Source organism: Salinicoccus cyprini (assembly GCF_007713705.1).
In the GTDB taxonomy this organism is placed as follows: Bacteria; Bacillota; Bacilli; order Staphylococcales; family Salinicoccaceae; genus Salinicoccus; species Salinicoccus cyprini.
Genome location: NZ_VMSJ01000001.1, coordinates 120,654 through 135,885 on the forward strand (window position 1 = coordinate 120,654; position 15,232 = coordinate 135,885).

Genomic DNA, 15,232 nt, shown 5'->3' on the forward strand with positions numbered 1-15,232 from the left:
GGAGCAGTTGAATATGACAAAAAAAGTCTGGTTCCAAACCGGTATTGCAATCATCATCACCCTGCTGATCATCATGCTCGTCATTCGGGTGCAGGTCATTTTCGAGCCGGTCTTCACAATCGTGGCGACAATTTTCGTGCCTCTTCTCCTTGGTGGGCTGCTGTATTATATTACCGAACCGATACAACGCTTTCTTGAAAAGAGAAAGGCTGGCAGGTTGACCAGCATTCTGGCAGTATTCGTCATCATCCTGCTCGTTCTGACGATGCTTTCCATGATCATCGTGCCGATGGTCACAGAACAGGTGCAGAATCTCATTTCCCGTGCGCCATTGATTCAGAATGAAATACAGGACGTCTTCAATATGATCCTGTCGTATAGGGATCGCCTGCCGATCAATCCGGAGCAGTACATCCAGGATGCGCTGAATCGTGGATCGCAGATGCTCTCCAATCTGGCGAGCAATGCGTTTACGATTCTGACAAGTACAGTGAGCGTACTGATCACACTGGTCCTGGTGCCATTCTTCTTCTTCTTCATGCTGAAGGACCACGAGAAGCTCATTCCTTCCATGGTCTCTCCATTCAGGGGCACCTTGAAGCAGTTTCTGACCGAACTGTTCTATGATATCGATCATACACTGCGCGCGTTCATACAGGGACAGATGCTTGTCAGCTTCATCCTCTGCATCATCCTGTACATCGGCTATGTGATTGTTGGACTGGATTATGCATTATTGCTGGCAATATTTGCACTGTTCATGAACCTGATTCCGTTCATCGGTCCATGGATTGCTTTCCTGCCTGCAGCACTGCTTGCAGTCATCCAGGATCCGTTCCTGCTGGTCTGGGTTTCACTCATCACGCTGATTGCCCAGCAGATCGAAAGCAATCTGATTACACCGAACGTCATGGGACAGACGCTCAAGCTGCACCCGTTGACAGTCATCACTGTAGTACTCGCGGCAGGAAACATAGCTGGATTCATCGGCATGCTGATTGCGATACCGACGTATGCGGTCGTCAAGACGATCATCCAGAATATGTGGAGATACCGCAGCAACCTCAAGGAAACAATGTTCACCACCACAGGTGAAGGTGGACCACCACAGTAGACAGAAAGCGGGGGCAACCCCGCTTTTTTTTGTAGTATAAGGGTGGGGCGAAGGACGGCATTGCTTGCAGTGCATGAAAAAAGGGTATGAGTATGAATAGAAGATTATAGGGGATGATGCCATGAAAGTCATCATTATAGGAATGTGGAACAGTTTTCCGAAGGGGCTGGAGCCGACGTCCGGCTACCTGGTCCAGAAAGACGGAGTTTCGATCCTGCTCGATGCAGGCAGTGGTGTGGCTGCAAATGTACAGAAATACACCAGTATCCACGACATCGATCATATCTTCCTCTCCCACTATCATCATGATCACGCAGGGGATATCGAGGCATTCATGCTGGCCAGAAAGATGGCCAGGCAGCTGAAACGTGTCGACCGGAATCTCAAGATCTACGGCCCGGAAAGCGGCACCATCGTCAAGACTATCCGCCGGGCGAAGTACAGCACCTTCATGCCGATCCGCGCTCAGAAGCACTACACCGTCGGGCCCTTCCAGATTGAATTCCACCGCAACGAACATCCAGTCGAAACATATGCCATGCGAGTCACCGATAACGAGGGGAGTGTATTCGTTCATACATCCGACTCAAGCTACCGCAGCAGCCTTGTGCGGTTTGCATTCGGTGCAGATCTGCTCATCATCGACTGCAAACTCTACGAAGGATTCGACGGCAAGGTGGATGGTCATATGAACGCCGAGCAGGCCGGCCGGCTCGCATCGAAATCCGATGTCCAGATGACCCTCCTTGCCAACCTGCCCCATCACGGAGAACTCGAAGTGCTGCTCGACAGTGCCAAACAGCATCCGACGAATGTAGTCAGGCTGGCTGAAGCCGGAATGAAGATCGAAATCTAGAAAACAAGAGTCCGACCCCGTTGATCGAGGTTCGGACTCTTGTCTATTTTTGTGTGGGTCGGCTGGAGGATCGGCTGACGCCCGAGCACTCATCCCACATCCCTTCGCCTGAACAGCATCACACCGGCACCCATCATCAAGATTCCGAGTCCGACAATGATGAACCATGGTGTCCAGGCCATTTCTTCAACCGGCAGTGCCGCAAGATGGTGGAACGGCGTCGCCAGCAGCCATTCATCGCCAAGCCCGATGATCAGTCCGAGATAGTTGACGAAAAATGTGAAGAGCAGGTAGAACCAGACGATGAAATGCAGCTTTGCACGAAGCCCGATCAGCAGCACCGACAGTCCAACGAATGCGATGATGCCGGCACTGTAGTTGATTGCAGCAATGACGTAGTCGCCGGCCGTCATATCGATGCCTCGGACCGTCATGCTCGCGCCGTACATGCTGAGCAGCGCAATGAGCACACCGGCTATTCCGACGATCACTGCATACAGACCGTGGCTCGGCAGCATGACCGTCCGGCGCATTCCGGCGCTCTCCAGCCATTCGAGCCGGCCGTGCTTCTCTTCGCGCAGTATGCGGCCTGAAACCATGAGGGCCGGAATCACACCGATGACAGAGGTGATCATGATGAGCACGCTGATGAACTGGCCGATCGGATCTTCCCCGGTCGCGGCCATGCTGTTGGCAAGAAATGCATTTTCATTGATGAACGCATCGAGATCCCCGAAAATCGAACCATATGATGCACCGATCAGCGCCATGCCGACGAGCCAGCTCGCCACGAGCACCTTCATGCTGCCGGTCATCAGCCGGGGGTATGAACCGATGGTCCGCGGTTTTTTATTCCTCTCCATGCTGAAATATGCATCCCCGAGGTCCCTTCTGGAAAATAAAGCCCAGGCGAGCCCGGTGAAAACGGCGATCAGCAGAAATGGCAGCAGCCACAATACTTCATTGGAGGCGAATGACTCGAGCCGTGTCAGCCAGTTGTAGGGCGATATGACAGACAGCTCGGGCCGTGCCACGTCAGTGATGGCACGGTACAGATAAAGCAGCAGCAGAATGGTGAGCGCCATGCCGAATGTCCATTCCGAACTGCCGAGGAGCTGGGCAAACACGAGTGTCAGCGTATAGAACATCAGGCCGAACAAACTGGTGCCCACAGCATAGAGTGTGCATCCGGCAAGTGTAAACGAGTCGTCCGACGACAAGTATGTGCCGAGAAAGATCACCAGGCCGAGCAGTACGTTCATGCCGGCGCCGATCAAAAGCTGTGTCATGAATATGGCCCCTCTCGTGATGCCGGCACTGTTGACGTATTCAATCAGGCCCTGGTCCTCCATTCTACGGCTGATGGCATTGGCGATCATGATGCCGAAAAGACCGTGGATGATTGCCATGAAGACGAGCATTTCATGGCTGAACATGACAGCAATCGTATAGGCGCCTTCCGGTACGGGGCCGATCATGGCGATGAGTGCCGGGTTGTCGAGTGTCTGCCGGAGCACTTCCCGTTCCTGTTCACTGCTGTACAATCCCTCGAATGCGAAGGGGACGATCAGGGTGAGCGCACTGATGCCGGCAATCCACAGCAGGATGCGCAGCCATAAATCTTTCAGTATCAGACCGATGAAGGCGTTCATGGTGACACGCGTCCATCTTCATAGTAGCGCATGAATATATCTTCAAGCCTTGGCGGCAGTGTTTCCAGGTGGTGCGGCTGATAGCGTGCGACCGCCTGGAGGAAATCACCGACGGAATCATTGTCGACACGCATATGCGTGCCATCATCTGCTTCCTCATAATCATGGACGTATGGCAGCTTCTGCATTTCAGCAAGGTTCTGTCCAGATTTCACGACATACTCGGTGCGGGTGATGTGGCGCAGCGTTTCAAGCCGTCCGGTCTCGATGATTCTGCCTTCACGGATGATGGCGATGCGATCGGCGAGTTTTTCCACTTCCGATAATATATGGCTCGACAGCAGTATGCTGCGTCCCTCCGCTTTCGCTGCTGCAAGCTGTTCATGGAAAATGCGCTCCATCAGCGGGTCGAGACCGGAAGTCGGCTCGTCGAAGATGAGCAGGCGGGCGTCCGACAGGAAGGCGCAGATCAGGGCGACCTTCTGGCGGTTCCCTTTGGAGTATGTCCTGCATTTTTTCTTTGAATCCAGACGGAATTGTGCAATCAGGTGGTCCTTCTTCGCAGTATCGGTATAGCCTCTCACTTTCATGAAGAAGCGTATGACCTCCTCGCCCGTCAGATTGCCCCACAAGTTCACATCCCCTGGAACATAGGCGATGTTCTGCCTGTAGTGGCGATTGCCGGCAACAGTCTGCCCATCCATCAGAATATCTCCAGAATCCGGCGTCAGCGCCCCGATGATCATGCGCAGGGTAGTGGACTTGCCTGCCCCGTTCGGACCGATGAAACCGAAGACCTCGCCTGCCTCGAGCTTGAATGAAACATCCTTTGCTGCGACTGTCTTTCCAAACGTTTTCGTCAAATCTTTCAGTTCAAGAACTGTCATTGTCATACCTCCTTGTAATAGAGCTTCCGCATTGTATCGAGATAGCCGTCGAACTGCTCGAAGTAGGTATCGACCTGGTCGAAGTCGATGCCTTCCGCCTCGAAGTACTGCTCCATCTCTTTGATATAGCCTTCGAACGTCCAGCCGATCATCTTCATTGCCATCTCCCGGTCGATATCCGTACGGAACAGCGTCATATCGACGTTTTCATACATCGACTTCATGCTCCACTCGCGCAAAGTCTGCATTTTTGACTGGTAGCGCTCAAGGAGCCCTTCAGCATAGTACATATGCGTGACGAACCGGGCAATTTCCGGATGCTGGGTAAAATAGAGATGTTTGAGCTTTGATAGTCTGGCCAGCCGTTCGATGAAACCTTCCGCTTCTGTCGTGAACCGGGAAAGCAGATGCGTTGTAAAATGATCGTAGGCGAACTCGGCGGTACTCAGATAGAGCGTTTCTTTATTTTCGAAATAGTAGTAGAGCAGCCCTTTGCTGATGCCGGCAGCGCCGACGATGCGATTGGTCGAAGCATTTTTGTAGCCGTGCGCCGAGAACTCTGCCATGGCGGTGGTCAGAATATGGTACTGCTGACTGTCATCGAGCTTCTTGAATGGTTTTTTCATGGTCGCCCCCTTTACTTTGACCACTCTGGTCAACTTAATTGTATGCCTATTGACCATACTGGTCAATAACTTTTTACACAATATTTTCGATATATGGAGTATCACAGTAAGGAGGGCATTCATGAATCCAATCGAGTATCTGAAGAGGCAGGGGTTTCGCGTCACATCGGACCCGGCAAAGTACGAAAGCGGCGTATGGGGGAAGCGCGACTACACGGTCGACGGCTATAACTATGACACATACTGCGGCGGCTACCACCGGGCATATGATCTTGCCAAGGCGCATCTGGCACCAGTCCCGGCAGTATGCAACGGGGAGGTGGTTGCGGGCACCAGCCGATATGGCAACTTCGGCGGGACTGTCGTCGTGGCAAATAAAGCACTCGGCATCCAGGTGATCTACGGGCATCTCGCACGCAATCTGAAAGTCCGCATCGGCCAGTCCATCAAACAGGGCGACACCGTCGGTCTGCAGTCCTACACAAACTACGACAATGTAAGGATGGCAAGCCATCTGCACATCCAGTTCCAGAAATACGGCTACATCCCGAATGAACGTGCATTTGTATGCAGCGGCATCGATCCACTCCAGATAGACGTGGGAGGCGAATCCTACGACGATGCATGGCTGTGGCATGGCCAGTTCAAAACGGACAGCCGCATCCGCATAAGGCATCATCCATCAGCGCATTCAGCAACGGATGGCATCCTGCCGAAAGGCGCAAAGGTCCGCTTCGACAAGCTTTTCGTCAATGAGGGGCTATGGTGGATCCGCATCATGATAAGAAATGAACTGAAGTGCATCGCCATCGGAAAGAGACGTACAGGCATCAACTTTCGTATGGCCGACCAGACCGGTGATCTGTGGGGAAGGGTAAGCAACCTGGATACGTCGAGAGGAAAGGAAAAATAAAAATAAAACCGGATGGGCCATCTGACTTCTTTAAGAAGAAGGACGGCGCATCCGGTTTTTGCGATTTTGGCTATTGATGTTTGAAAATGTTGCTTTCACAAAAGATTATCAGCCCTGTCTGATCGAATGAGATGATGCTTTCAGGTCCTGATCAAGCTTATGGAGTACCTGATTGATTTTCACCTGGTTGACTGCTTCGACGACGAAGTAGGCCAGGATGGTGTAGATGATGATGACACCAAGAAGAAGAATGTTTTCCTGCATTACACTGATGATCAGTGCAGGAAGGAATACAAGTGCAAGATAGATGATCAGCATGCCGATGCGGTTGGCATTGATGACACGCTGTGCATCGCGTATGGTTCCCGAGTATTCATCATTGATTCTTGTCATATCCACTTTGCGTGAATCCTGGTAGACGTTGGTTATATTCATATGACCGTCGTATGGATCCTGCTCGTAGCGCAGATCCATATGTGCATTATCCCACGTCAGATATTTAAAAAAACCCATTATTTTCTCCCCTTCACTATCTATGAGTATTCTGATATCATTATATATTGAAAAGACATTTAAATCAAAGGGGTGTTTATAAATGGCAGATAAAACCAATAAAGAAAAGCAGTTCTCACGCCGTGACTTCCTCAAGACCACAGGTGTGGCGACTGGAGGCATCATAGGCGGTTCCATGCTCGGCGGTCTTGTCGGCTTCAGGCTCGATTCACCGACTGAAGAGGCGGATACAGGCCAGCAGAGCGCAGAGCAGGGCGCAGAAGGTGGCGGCAATTCAGGGAGCTACAATCCAGGCAGGATGTTCTTCCATAATGATACGACCTTCGACACGATTTCACAGGCCATGGAAAGAATCTATCCGGAAGATGACATGGGACCTGGCGCCATTGCGCTCGGTGCACCTTTCTTCCTCGATATGCAGCTTGCAGGTGAATACGGCAACAATACACGGGAGTATATGCAGGGACCGTTCTACGAAGGAGAGGCGACTCAGGGCTACCAGTCAAGGCTGATCCGTTCGGAACTGTTCAGGCTCGGCATCGAGCGGCTTGATACCGAAGCCAATGAAATGTTCGACGACGACTTCCGCAATCTGGATGGGGGGCAGATGGATGAGATACTGACACGCTTCCAGGAAGGTGAAGCGGACATGGGTGTGCCAGCGGCTACAGCAAAACCGCAGGATTTCTTCAGACTGCTGCGCTCTGCAACCATCGAAGGTGTATATGCCGACCCACTCTACCGGGGCAATCATAATATGGAAGGCTGGAAGATGAAAAACTTCCCAGGCCACCAGCATGCATACATCCAGGAAATCGATACTGACAGCTTTACGGAAATCGAACCACAACCATTGTTTGGAGGGAATCACTAATGGCGACAGAACTGGATAAAGTAGATGTAGTGACCATAGGCGTCGGCTGGACAGGCGGCATCATCGCAGCAGAAGCGGCAAAAGCAGGTCTTAGCGTAGTTGGTCTTGAAAGAGGAAGAGAACGCGGTACGGAGGATTATCAGAATATCCACGATGAATACAAGTATGCCATCCGCTATGAGCTGATGCAGGATGTCTCAAAAGAAACGCTGACGTTCAGGAACAACAGGGAGCAGCGTGCATTACCGATGCGCCAGCTGGGCTCTTTCCTGCTTGGCGAGAATCTTGGTGGTGCAGGCACACACTGGAACGGTCAGACATGGCGCTTCCTGCCCTACGATTTTGAAATCCGTTCGATGACGGAAGAGCGTTATGGCAGCGAAAAGCTGAGAGAGGACGAAGGATACAGGCTTCAGGACTGGGGAATTACATACGATGAGCTTGAGCCATACTTCGACCAGTTCGAGAAGACTGCCGGTATTTCCGGAGAGGACAATCCAATGGCCGGTGAACGCTCGGATGCCTATCCGACACCACCAATGATAAAAACCCGCACACTGCAGATGTTCGAGGAAGCTTCAACCAATTTGGGCTACAGTCCGATCATGATGCCTTCTGCAAACTTGAGTGAGCAGTATGAGAATCCGGACGGAGAATCGATTGCTGCATGCCAATACTGTGCATTCTGCGAACGTTTCGGTTGTGAATATGGAGCGAAATCATCTCCTGAAGTCACGGTCATTCCGACTGCAAGGAAAACCGGCAACTATGAGGTGCGTACACACGCAAACGTGGTGGAAGTACTGAAGGATGAAGACGATGATTCCCGCGTTACCGGTGTAAGATACGTTGACGTCAGAACCGGAGAGGAATTCATCCAGCCGGCGGACGTCGTCGTACTGACAAGCTATGTCTTCAACAACTACAAGCTCCTCAGGGTCTCCGATATCGGTCAGCAGTATGATCCGGAAACGGAAGAGGGTACACTCGGCCGCAACTACTGCTACCAGATCTTCGGTGGCGCAACGGGCTACTTTGACGAACAGTTCAACACATTCATGGGTGCCGGTGCACTCGGCATGGCATTTGATGACTTCAATGGAGACAACTTCGATCACTCCGACCTTGATTTTCTACACGGCGGGAATATGGCCATCACGCAGACCGGCAACCGTCCGATTGCGACAAACCGGACGAAACCGGACACGCCATCATGGGGCAGTGAGTTCAAAAAAGAATCCATCGAAAGCTATACTCGAACATTGCGCGTACAAGGCCAGTGTGCGATACTTCCACACCGTGATAACTACCTCGATCTCGATGAGACATACAACGATGTCTATGGTGTTCCGCTCGTGAAGCTGACATTCAATTTCACGGATCAGGATCTGGCGGTCCAGAAGTATGTTACTGAAAAAGCAGGCGAGGTCATGGAAGAGATGGGCGCCAACGACGTCGTTCTTGATGCCGCAAGCACAGACTATGATATTACACCATACCAGTCTACCCACAACACCGGCGGCACGGTGATGGGAGATGATCCGGAAACAAGTGTCACGAACACTTATCTTCAGCACTGGGACCGCGACAATCTTTTTGTTGTCGGTGCCGGAAGTTTCGCACATAATAGTGGATATAACCCAACCGCAACAGTAGGTGCTTTGGCATACCGCTGCGCAGAAGGTGTAATCCGGTTCGCCGAGGAAGGCGGACGTCTCGAAGAAGAATAGGTGATCTAGATGGTTCACAGGGAAGACACGGGCAGCAGCTCTGGAAATAAAGATTATGAGAACAAAGTGGAAATGGACGAAAATGAAGTGTCTCATGGTCATCAGAAAATAAAGAAAACGGTCATCAGGCCGGAAAGTCAGAAGCCAGACCAGCCGGAAGACGATCCATTCGAGCCGCTGGTCGAGCAGCTTGAGAGCCTGCGCAGCCTGCTGATCAAATCGGCTGTGACCTTCGTACTGTGGTTTCTGATCATATTCACTACAGTGCGGTGGTGGTTCCCGGTTGTTTCAATGGGAGCGGACATCGTCGTCTTCGGACCATTCGAAGTCATCCGGTTCTATATCCGTACTTCGGCAGCAATGAGTCTCGGACTGAGTACACCGTTCATCTGCTGGTACCTCTGGCAGTATGTCAGAGCAGGCCTCGTCGACAAGCAGACCCAGTTTCTGCGCGGATCACTGCCAGTGATGCTCGGACTTTTCTTGATAGGACTGTCCTTCGGCTACTTCGTCGTCCATCCGTTCAGCTACTTTTTCCTGATTGAGATGGGAGAGCGCAACTTCGATGTGCTCGTCACAGCAGATGAATACATGTCGTTCCTGCTCGTCACAACGATACCGTTTGGTCTGATTTTCCAGCTGCCGATTGTCGTACTGTTCCTGAACCATATAGAGCTGCTCGATTCCGAAATCATGGTTAAATTCAGAAAGTTTGCCTATTTCGGGCTGCTTGTCATCACTGCCATCATTGCACCGCCTGATTTCTTCACCCATATCATCACGCTGCTCCCGATGATTGGACTGTACGAATTGAGCATCATTCTTGTCAGACGCAAGGAGAAGCGGACTGCCGAGAAGGAAAAATCAAGAACAGCATGATTGGAGGGCCTCGTGCCCTCTATTTTTATATGCTGGCAGCTGCCAGAACGAAATGGCATAAAGAATCCATATAAATGGATATTTTTGTTATAGTATAGTAGATGTTATGGAAAAGGAGATCGAGATATGCAGAAAGTAAGAAAAGCAGTCATACCGGCCGCCGGGCTCGGAACGCGATTCCTGCCTGCGACAAAGGCGATGCCGAAAGAGATGCTGCCGATCATGGACAAGCCGACCATCCAGTATATTGTAGAGGAAGCGGTGGCGGCGGGCATCGAGGATATCATCATCGTGACCGGCAAGCATAAGCGGGCGATAGAGGACCACTTCGACCACCAGATCGAACTGGAAATGAACTTGAAGAGCAAGGAAAAATACGAACTGCTCGAGAAAGTCGAGCATGCAACAGGGCTGGCCAATATATTCTACGTCAGACAGAAATCCCCGAAAGGACTCGGACACGCGATCCATACTGCCAGACAGTTCATCGGTGATGAGCCATTCGCTGTGCTGCTTGGAGATGACATTGTCGATAATGGGGAGGGTACGCCTGCAATCGGCCAGCTGATGGAGCAGTATGACCAGTGCCATAGTCCGATCATCGGTGTCAAACAGGTGCCGAAGGCGCAGACTTCGCGCTATGGTATTGTGGAATTCGATGACCAGAAAGGCAATCTCTACCATCTGTCCAACATGTATGAAAAGCCCGAACCAGGAGTCACGGATTCGACGCTTGCCATCATGGGACGCTACGTTCTGACACCTGAAGTGTTCAAGCACCTCGAAGCGGGCAGGATCGGTGCCGGCGGGGAAATCCAGCTGACCGACGCGATCCATGCAATCATCCACTCCGGCGGGGATGTCCATGCGGTCGATTTCGAAGGCCGCCGCCATGACGTCGGTGACAAGACCGGCTTCGTCAAGACGACCATTGAGTACGCCCTCAAATCTCATATGAGAGAGACGCTGCTCGATTTCATGGAAGAGACATTAAAAAAGAACGGCAGATGATCTGTGACAAAATAAAAAGCGATATGACGCCTGGTTCTTGTGGACCCAAGGACGGTCATATCGCTTTATTTTTATTCTGTTGTCTGTGCTGCAGCCTTCGCTTTTCTTTTCGCCCGCCGCTCTTTGATCATGACGAGGTAGATGCTGATCTCATACAGTATGATCATCGGTGAAACGGTGATGATATGGGTGAAGAAGTCGGGTGGTGCAATCAGGGCAGTAATGACAAACAGTGCGAAATAGACATATTTTCTGACCTTGCGCATCAGTACGGAATCGAGCAGTTCTATATGATGGAGGAACAGTACGACGACCGGCAACTGGAAGATCAGGCCGAATGGCATGGTCGACAGCAGCAGGAACGACATGTATTCATCCGCAGTGACGAGCACATCGAAGTTGCGTTCGCCCATCTGAATCAGGAAGTAGTAGCTGATCGGGTGGACGACGAAGTAGCCGAACGACAGCCCACCGAGAAACAGCAGGAACATCAGCGGGAAGTAGGCTTTCAGAAACTGTGTTTCCTTATCCACCAGTCCCGGCCGCATGAACTGCCAGAGGAAATAGCAGATGAACGGCAGGCTGAGCCCGATGCCGAGTGCCCCGGACGTCCGGACGTAGAAGCGGATGACCTCGAACGGTCCCCGGACGATCAGGTCATGTCCTTTCGACAGGTAGGGGAACCAGTACTGGATTGTCACAAATATAAGCATGAAGAAGAACACGAATGAGACGATCGACTTGATCAGTGTCCCCCTAAGATCTTCCAGGTGCTCGACAAGCGTGGCATCCGGCGTTTCGACGGTCACTTTATGGCGCTTCGGCTCGGCAGCTTTCTCTTTGGATGCTTTATTGACGAGTGCTTTATTTTGATTTTTATTTTGGGGCATGGCAATCACCTATCATTCATTATAAACATAAGTGCCGTATCGATGCTGGTTTCGGATAGTGCCGACAGAGAAAAATACTGTTTCTGTCTACCTGTTTACATCATTATATAATAAACCAAGACAGTCCATCATACAAGGAATATTATGGTTTGTCGGAAGGGGAACTGGCGTTTCGATGAGCGTCTCCGCGCTTTTTCATGAGCAGAAAAAGAGCAATTCAGTTTCCGGAATAATACAGTTTTTGTAAAACTGCGGGGCAGCCGGTGTGGCTTTATTTTACCATAGTGTAAAACTGCTCAAAAATAAAAAATCAAAATGGCCATTTTTCACCATATATAGGGTAGGAGGTGTTTTCATGTTCATGACAGAAAGGCATGAATCGAAGGAACTACTGTTTCATGAGGTGATTGAGAAGAGATGCGTGTTGCGGGATGGAGAAGCGAATCGGCTGAAAATACTGCGCCAGGGGCTGGAAGGCGAACGAATCTACGACCGGCTCTGGGAGGAGATCGGCCATACCAGTCTGATGATATTCCGTGGCATATGGATGAGGATCGAGAACGCGATTCTGCAGCTCGATGCACTGGTTGTGACTGATGGCCAGCTGATCGTCAATGAAATCAAGAATTACACTGGCCGGTACAAATATGAAGACGGTACCTGGTCGGTCAACAGTTTTCAGATTTCCGAAGATCCGCTGGCCCAGCTCAACCGGACCGCCGGCAAGCTGGTCCGCTTGAAGTATCTGGACAATCAGCAGTTTGATGTGGAGAAAAAAGTGGTTTTCGTCAATTCCGACTTCAACCTCACTACCAGTTCAGGGGAAGGGCGGAAGCATATCATCGACCGGTCGCTGCTCAAACATTATTTGCGTGATATCACCCGCAGCCGTTCCGGCCAGAATGCGTCGGAATTGGCATCAGCCATCCGGGAGTACATGATCGAAGACCCGATGACAGTGCCGGAAGTGGAGGCGGAGCGCATCAAAGCAGGATTCTATTGTGGCCGGTGCAGTTCTTTTGATCTTGAGCTGGAACACTTCCGGACACGGTGTGTCCGGTGTGGCCATTCCGAGACTTTTGAATATCAGGCAGTGCAGGCCATCATAGATTTCGCAACTTTATTTCCCGAACAGAGCATCACCAAACAGAATATCCGCTGGATCACTGGAGGCGCAGTAAGTGATCGCAGACTGGAACGGTATCTGAACAGATATTGTACACTCGCAATGAGAGGAAAGCACTCGGCCTATACAATCGATACGTTGAACTTGGGAGAGCTGTTGAAAATGAAAGGCTATGCCTCCAAATATGAAAAAGATAAGCAGATTCTGGCGGATTAGGATGAGTGGGTAGGCGAGGTTTGATTGATTGGCGGTTAGTTTGCCATGACGTGTTAGGGAGCCAACTCACCATCGCGGGTGCCGCCATGGCAAGTTAGAGAGCCAACTCACCATCGCAGATGCCGCCATGGCAAGTTAGAGAGCCAACTCACCATCGCGTGTGCCGCCATGGCAAGTTAGAGAGCCAACTCACTATCGCAGGTGTCGCCATGGCAAGTTAGAGAGCCAACTCACCATCGCAGGTGTCGCCATGGCAAATTAGAGAGCCAACTCACCATCGCGTGTGCCGCCATGGCAAATTAGAGAGCCAACTCACCATCGCGTGTGCCGCCATGGCGAGTTAGAGAGCCAACTCACCATCACGGGTGCCGCCATGGCAAGTTAGAGAACCAATTCACCATCGCGTGTGCCGCCATGGCAAGTTAGAGAGCCAACTCACCATCGCAGATGCCGCCATGGCAAGTTAGACACCCAACTCACCAGCGCAGGTGCCGCCATGGCAAGTTAGACACCCAACTCACCAGCGCAGGTGTCGCCATGGCAAGTTAGAGAGTCAACTCACCATCACAGGTGTCGCCATGGCAAGTTAGAGAGCCAACTCACCATCACAGGTGTCGCCATGGCAAGTTAGAGAGCTAACTCACCAGCGCACGCGGCACGCCGGCGAGTTAGCCCCGCATCCAACCAAAACACCGCAAGACCCGACGCAATCCCGGGTTTTGCGGTGTTTTATTTCACCTAATCCAGATATTCGACGACTTCCAGCTCATCAGTATAGGATGTCATATGCGTCTGCACATCGGAATAGACAGCGTCAGCGTCCTCCAACCCATACGCCGCAGCATCGGCGAGTGGCACCAGTTCGAAATCGGTATATTCGTTGCTGTGGACGTAGGTCGGCATGAAGCGGACGTCTTCGACTGTCGTCCCACCGCCACCAGCACGATGATTGATATCAAACTCGATGATGCCGCCGAGCTTCGTATCCAGATCCTGCTGGGCGCTGAAAAAGTTGGCGAGGGAGTAGGCGATGACGGTTTCACCGCCATCTTCCCGCTCGTATATATCGACAGGCTGCAGAACATGCGGATGGTGGCCGAGAATGATATCGGCGCCGGCTTCCGCAATCTGCTCGAACTGCACGACGTGGTCCTCCCGTGGATAGGGGGCGTACTCGACGCCCTGGTGCATGCTGACGACGAGGAGATCGACTTCGTCACGCAGTGCTTCCATATCGGACACGATCGTCGGCATGTCGATGAAGTTCACCAGATAGTCCTGGCCCTGGGGCACGGGGATGCCGTTCGTGCCATACGTATAGGCGAGGAAGCCGACAGTGACGCCATTGACCTCAACCACTCGCTCCCGCGCGGCATCCTCCGCACTGGCATTGGCACCGACATATTCGATGCCTTTCTCCTGCAGAATCTCCGTCGTCTTCTCGACCCCACGGGTACTCCGGTCAAGCGTATGATTGTTGGCGAGCGAGACGATATCGGCGTTCAAGTACTCGAGCAGATCGGCCGTCTCAAGCGGTGCATTGAAGGCAGGATAGCCGCTCAATCGCAGTTCTTCCCCGCCGATCGGCGTCTCCTGGTTCAGAAATACCAGATCCTGATTCTGCAAGTAGGGCGCCACTTCATCGACACGCGAAATAAAATCATAGCCCGATTCCGTTGCGACATCCTCATACAGATGGTCATGGATCAGCACATCACCGGCGGCTGCAAAACTGAACGACTTTTCAAAGTGTGTACTGACGACGTGGTTGATCACTTCTCCCGCAACCGGCTCAATTTCTTTTGAATATGCTTCATGGACTGCAGTATCAGCCCCTCCCCCGAAAGGCCAGCTGAGCAGTACAAGCATGAATACTTTTATCATTTAATCACCCCATTTACATGTATTATACTGGTTTCAGGCAAAAAAAGAATGGTCGGCAGAT

14 protein-coding genes are annotated in these 15,232 nt (G+C 51.6%); 8 read left to right on the forward strand and 6 right to left on the reverse strand.

Annotation, left to right across the window (positions count from 1 at the left end):
* Positions 1-13 precede the first annotated feature (13 nt).
* Together FO441_RS00610 and FO441_RS00615 are read left to right on the forward strand one after the other, a co-directional pair.
* Positions 14-1,114: an AI-2E family transporter gene (locus FO441_RS00610; protein WP_145284290.1), complete on the forward strand. Its 1,101-nt coding sequence runs from the start codon at positions 14-16 to the stop codon at positions 1,112-1,114.
* A gap of 121 nt (positions 1,115-1,235) precedes the next feature.
* Positions 1,236-1,970 (forward strand): MBL fold metallo-hydrolase, encoded by a 735-nt coding sequence (locus tag FO441_RS00615; RefSeq protein ID WP_145284293.1) that lies wholly within the window; start codon positions 1,236-1,238, stop codon positions 1,968-1,970.
* 89 nt (positions 1,971-2,059) lie between these two features.
* Here the strand turns inward: FO441_RS00615 and FO441_RS00620 are convergent, their stop codons facing one another.
* Genes FO441_RS00620 through FO441_RS00630 form a run of 3 tightly spaced genes read right to left on the reverse strand, consistent with a single transcriptional unit; the run spans position 2,060 to position 5,135 of the window.
* Positions 2,060-3,622, reverse strand: coding sequence for an ABC transporter permease (locus tag FO441_RS00620; protein ID WP_145284296.1), 1,563 nt, complete (start codon positions 3,620-3,622; stop codon positions 2,060-2,062).
* On the reverse strand, positions 3,619-4,509 hold the full coding sequence (locus FO441_RS00625) for an ABC transporter ATP-binding protein (RefSeq protein WP_145284299.1): 891 nt from the start codon (positions 4,507-4,509) through the stop codon (positions 3,619-3,621). Before FO441_RS00625 ends, FO441_RS00620 begins: the two co-directional genes overlap by 4 nt.
* A 2-nt stretch (positions 4,510-4,511) precedes the next feature.
* Entirely contained in the window at positions 4,512-5,135 is a 624-nt protein-coding gene (locus FO441_RS00630) for a TetR/AcrR family transcriptional regulator (protein ID WP_145284302.1), read from the reverse strand.
* Between the two features lie 121 nt (positions 5,136-5,256).
* On the opposite strand from FO441_RS00630, the gene FO441_RS00635 reads away from it, so the two are divergent.
* Positions 5,257-6,048, forward strand: coding sequence for a M23 family metallopeptidase (locus tag FO441_RS00635; RefSeq protein ID WP_186365433.1), 792 nt, complete (start codon positions 5,257-5,259; stop codon positions 6,046-6,048).
* A gap of 108 nt (positions 6,049-6,156) precedes the next feature.
* Here FO441_RS00635 and FO441_RS00640 read toward each other — a convergent pair whose 3' ends face one another.
* Positions 6,157-6,561 carry a hypothetical protein gene (locus FO441_RS00640; protein ID WP_145284308.1) on the reverse strand — a complete coding sequence of 135 codons (405 nt, stop codon included), beginning with the start codon at positions 6,559-6,561 and terminating at the stop codon, positions 6,157-6,159.
* Between the two features lie 82 nt (positions 6,562-6,643).
* Here FO441_RS00640 and FO441_RS00645 point away from each other — a divergent pair, with 82 nt between their 5' ends.
* The 4 genes from FO441_RS00645 (at position 6,644) to galU (ending at position 11,055) form a co-directional block, all read left to right on the forward strand.
* Entirely contained in the window at positions 6,644-7,435 is a 792-nt protein-coding gene (locus FO441_RS00645; RefSeq protein ID WP_145284311.1) for a gluconate 2-dehydrogenase subunit 3 family protein, read from the forward strand.
* Positions 7,435-9,165, forward strand: a complete 1,731-nt coding sequence (locus FO441_RS00650) for a GMC family oxidoreductase (protein WP_145284314.1) — start codon at positions 7,435-7,437, stop codon at positions 9,163-9,165. Before FO441_RS00645 ends, FO441_RS00650 begins: the two co-directional genes overlap by 1 nt.
* A gap of 9 nt (positions 9,166-9,174) precedes the next feature.
* Positions 9,175-10,044, forward strand: coding sequence for a twin-arginine translocase subunit TatC (tatC, locus tag FO441_RS00655; RefSeq protein WP_246094963.1), 870 nt, complete (start codon positions 9,175-9,177; stop codon positions 10,042-10,044).
* A 126-nt stretch (positions 10,045-10,170) separates the two neighbouring features.
* Positions 10,171-11,055, forward strand: coding sequence for a UTP--glucose-1-phosphate uridylyltransferase GalU (galU, locus tag FO441_RS00660; protein ID WP_145284317.1), 885 nt, complete (start codon positions 10,171-10,173; stop codon positions 11,053-11,055).
* 71 nt (positions 11,056-11,126) lie between these two features.
* On the opposite strand, the gene tatC (FO441_RS00665) is transcribed toward galU, so the two are convergent.
* Positions 11,127-11,945, reverse strand: a complete 819-nt coding sequence (gene tatC / locus FO441_RS00665; RefSeq protein ID WP_145284320.1) for a twin-arginine translocase subunit TatC — start codon at positions 11,943-11,945, stop codon at positions 11,127-11,129.
* A 355-nt stretch (positions 11,946-12,300) separates the two neighbouring features.
* Here tatC (FO441_RS00665) and FO441_RS00670 point away from each other — a divergent pair, with 355 nt between their 5' ends.
* A complete protein-coding gene (locus tag FO441_RS00670; protein ID WP_145284322.1) occupies positions 12,301-13,287 on the forward strand; it encodes a nuclease-related domain-containing protein in 987 nt (328 codons plus the stop codon).
* A 738-nt stretch (positions 13,288-14,025) separates the two neighbouring features.
* On the opposite strand, the gene FO441_RS00675 is transcribed toward FO441_RS00670, so the two are convergent.
* Entirely contained in the window at positions 14,026-15,171 is a 1,146-nt protein-coding gene (locus FO441_RS00675; RefSeq protein WP_145284325.1) for a CapA family protein, read from the reverse strand.
* Between the last annotated feature and the right edge of the window lie 61 nt (positions 15,172-15,232).

Excerpts from the sequence above, each read along its gene's own strand:
- FO441_RS00630 (WP_145284302.1), bottom strand. The coding sequence starts at position 5,135 with ATGAAAAAACCATTCAAGAAGCTCGATGACAGTCAGCAGTACCATATT.
- tatC (WP_145284320.1), bottom strand. The coding sequence starts at position 11,945 with ATGCCCCAAAATAAAAATCAAAATAAAGCACTCGTCAATAAAGCATCC.
- FO441_RS00650 (WP_145284314.1), top strand. The coding sequence starts at position 7,435 with ATGGCGACAGAACTGGATAAAGTAGATGTAGTGACCATAGGCGTCGGC.
- tatC (WP_246094963.1), top strand. The coding sequence starts at position 9,175 with ATGGTTCACAGGGAAGACACGGGCAGCAGCTCTGGAAATAAAGATTAT.
- FO441_RS00625 (WP_145284299.1), bottom strand. The coding sequence starts at position 4,509 with ATGACAGTTCTTGAACTGAAAGATTTGACGAAAACGTTTGGAAAGACA.
- FO441_RS00675 (WP_145284325.1), bottom strand. The coding sequence starts at position 15,171 with ATGATAAAAGTATTCATGCTTGTACTGCTCAGCTGGCCTTTCGGGGGA.
- FO441_RS00640 (WP_145284308.1), bottom strand. The coding sequence starts at position 6,561 with ATGGGTTTTTTTAAATATCTGACGTGGGATAATGCACATATGGATCTG.
- FO441_RS00620 (WP_145284296.1), bottom strand. The coding sequence starts at position 3,622 with ATGAACGCCTTCATCGGTCTGATACTGAAAGATTTATGGCTGCGCATC.
- FO441_RS00645 (WP_145284311.1), top strand. The coding sequence starts at position 6,644 with ATGGCAGATAAAACCAATAAAGAAAAGCAGTTCTCACGCCGTGACTTC.
- FO441_RS00670 (WP_145284322.1), top strand. The coding sequence starts at position 12,301 with ATGTTCATGACAGAAAGGCATGAATCGAAGGAACTACTGTTTCATGAG.
- FO441_RS00635 (WP_186365433.1), top strand. The coding sequence starts at position 5,257 with ATGAATCCAATCGAGTATCTGAAGAGGCAGGGGTTTCGCGTCACATCG.
- FO441_RS00610 (WP_145284290.1), top strand. The coding sequence starts at position 14 with ATGACAAAAAAAGTCTGGTTCCAAACCGGTATTGCAATCATCATCACC.
- galU (WP_145284317.1), top strand. The coding sequence starts at position 10,171 with ATGCAGAAAGTAAGAAAAGCAGTCATACCGGCCGCCGGGCTCGGAACG.
- FO441_RS00615 (WP_145284293.1), top strand. The coding sequence starts at position 1,236 with ATGAAAGTCATCATTATAGGAATGTGGAACAGTTTTCCGAAGGGGCTG.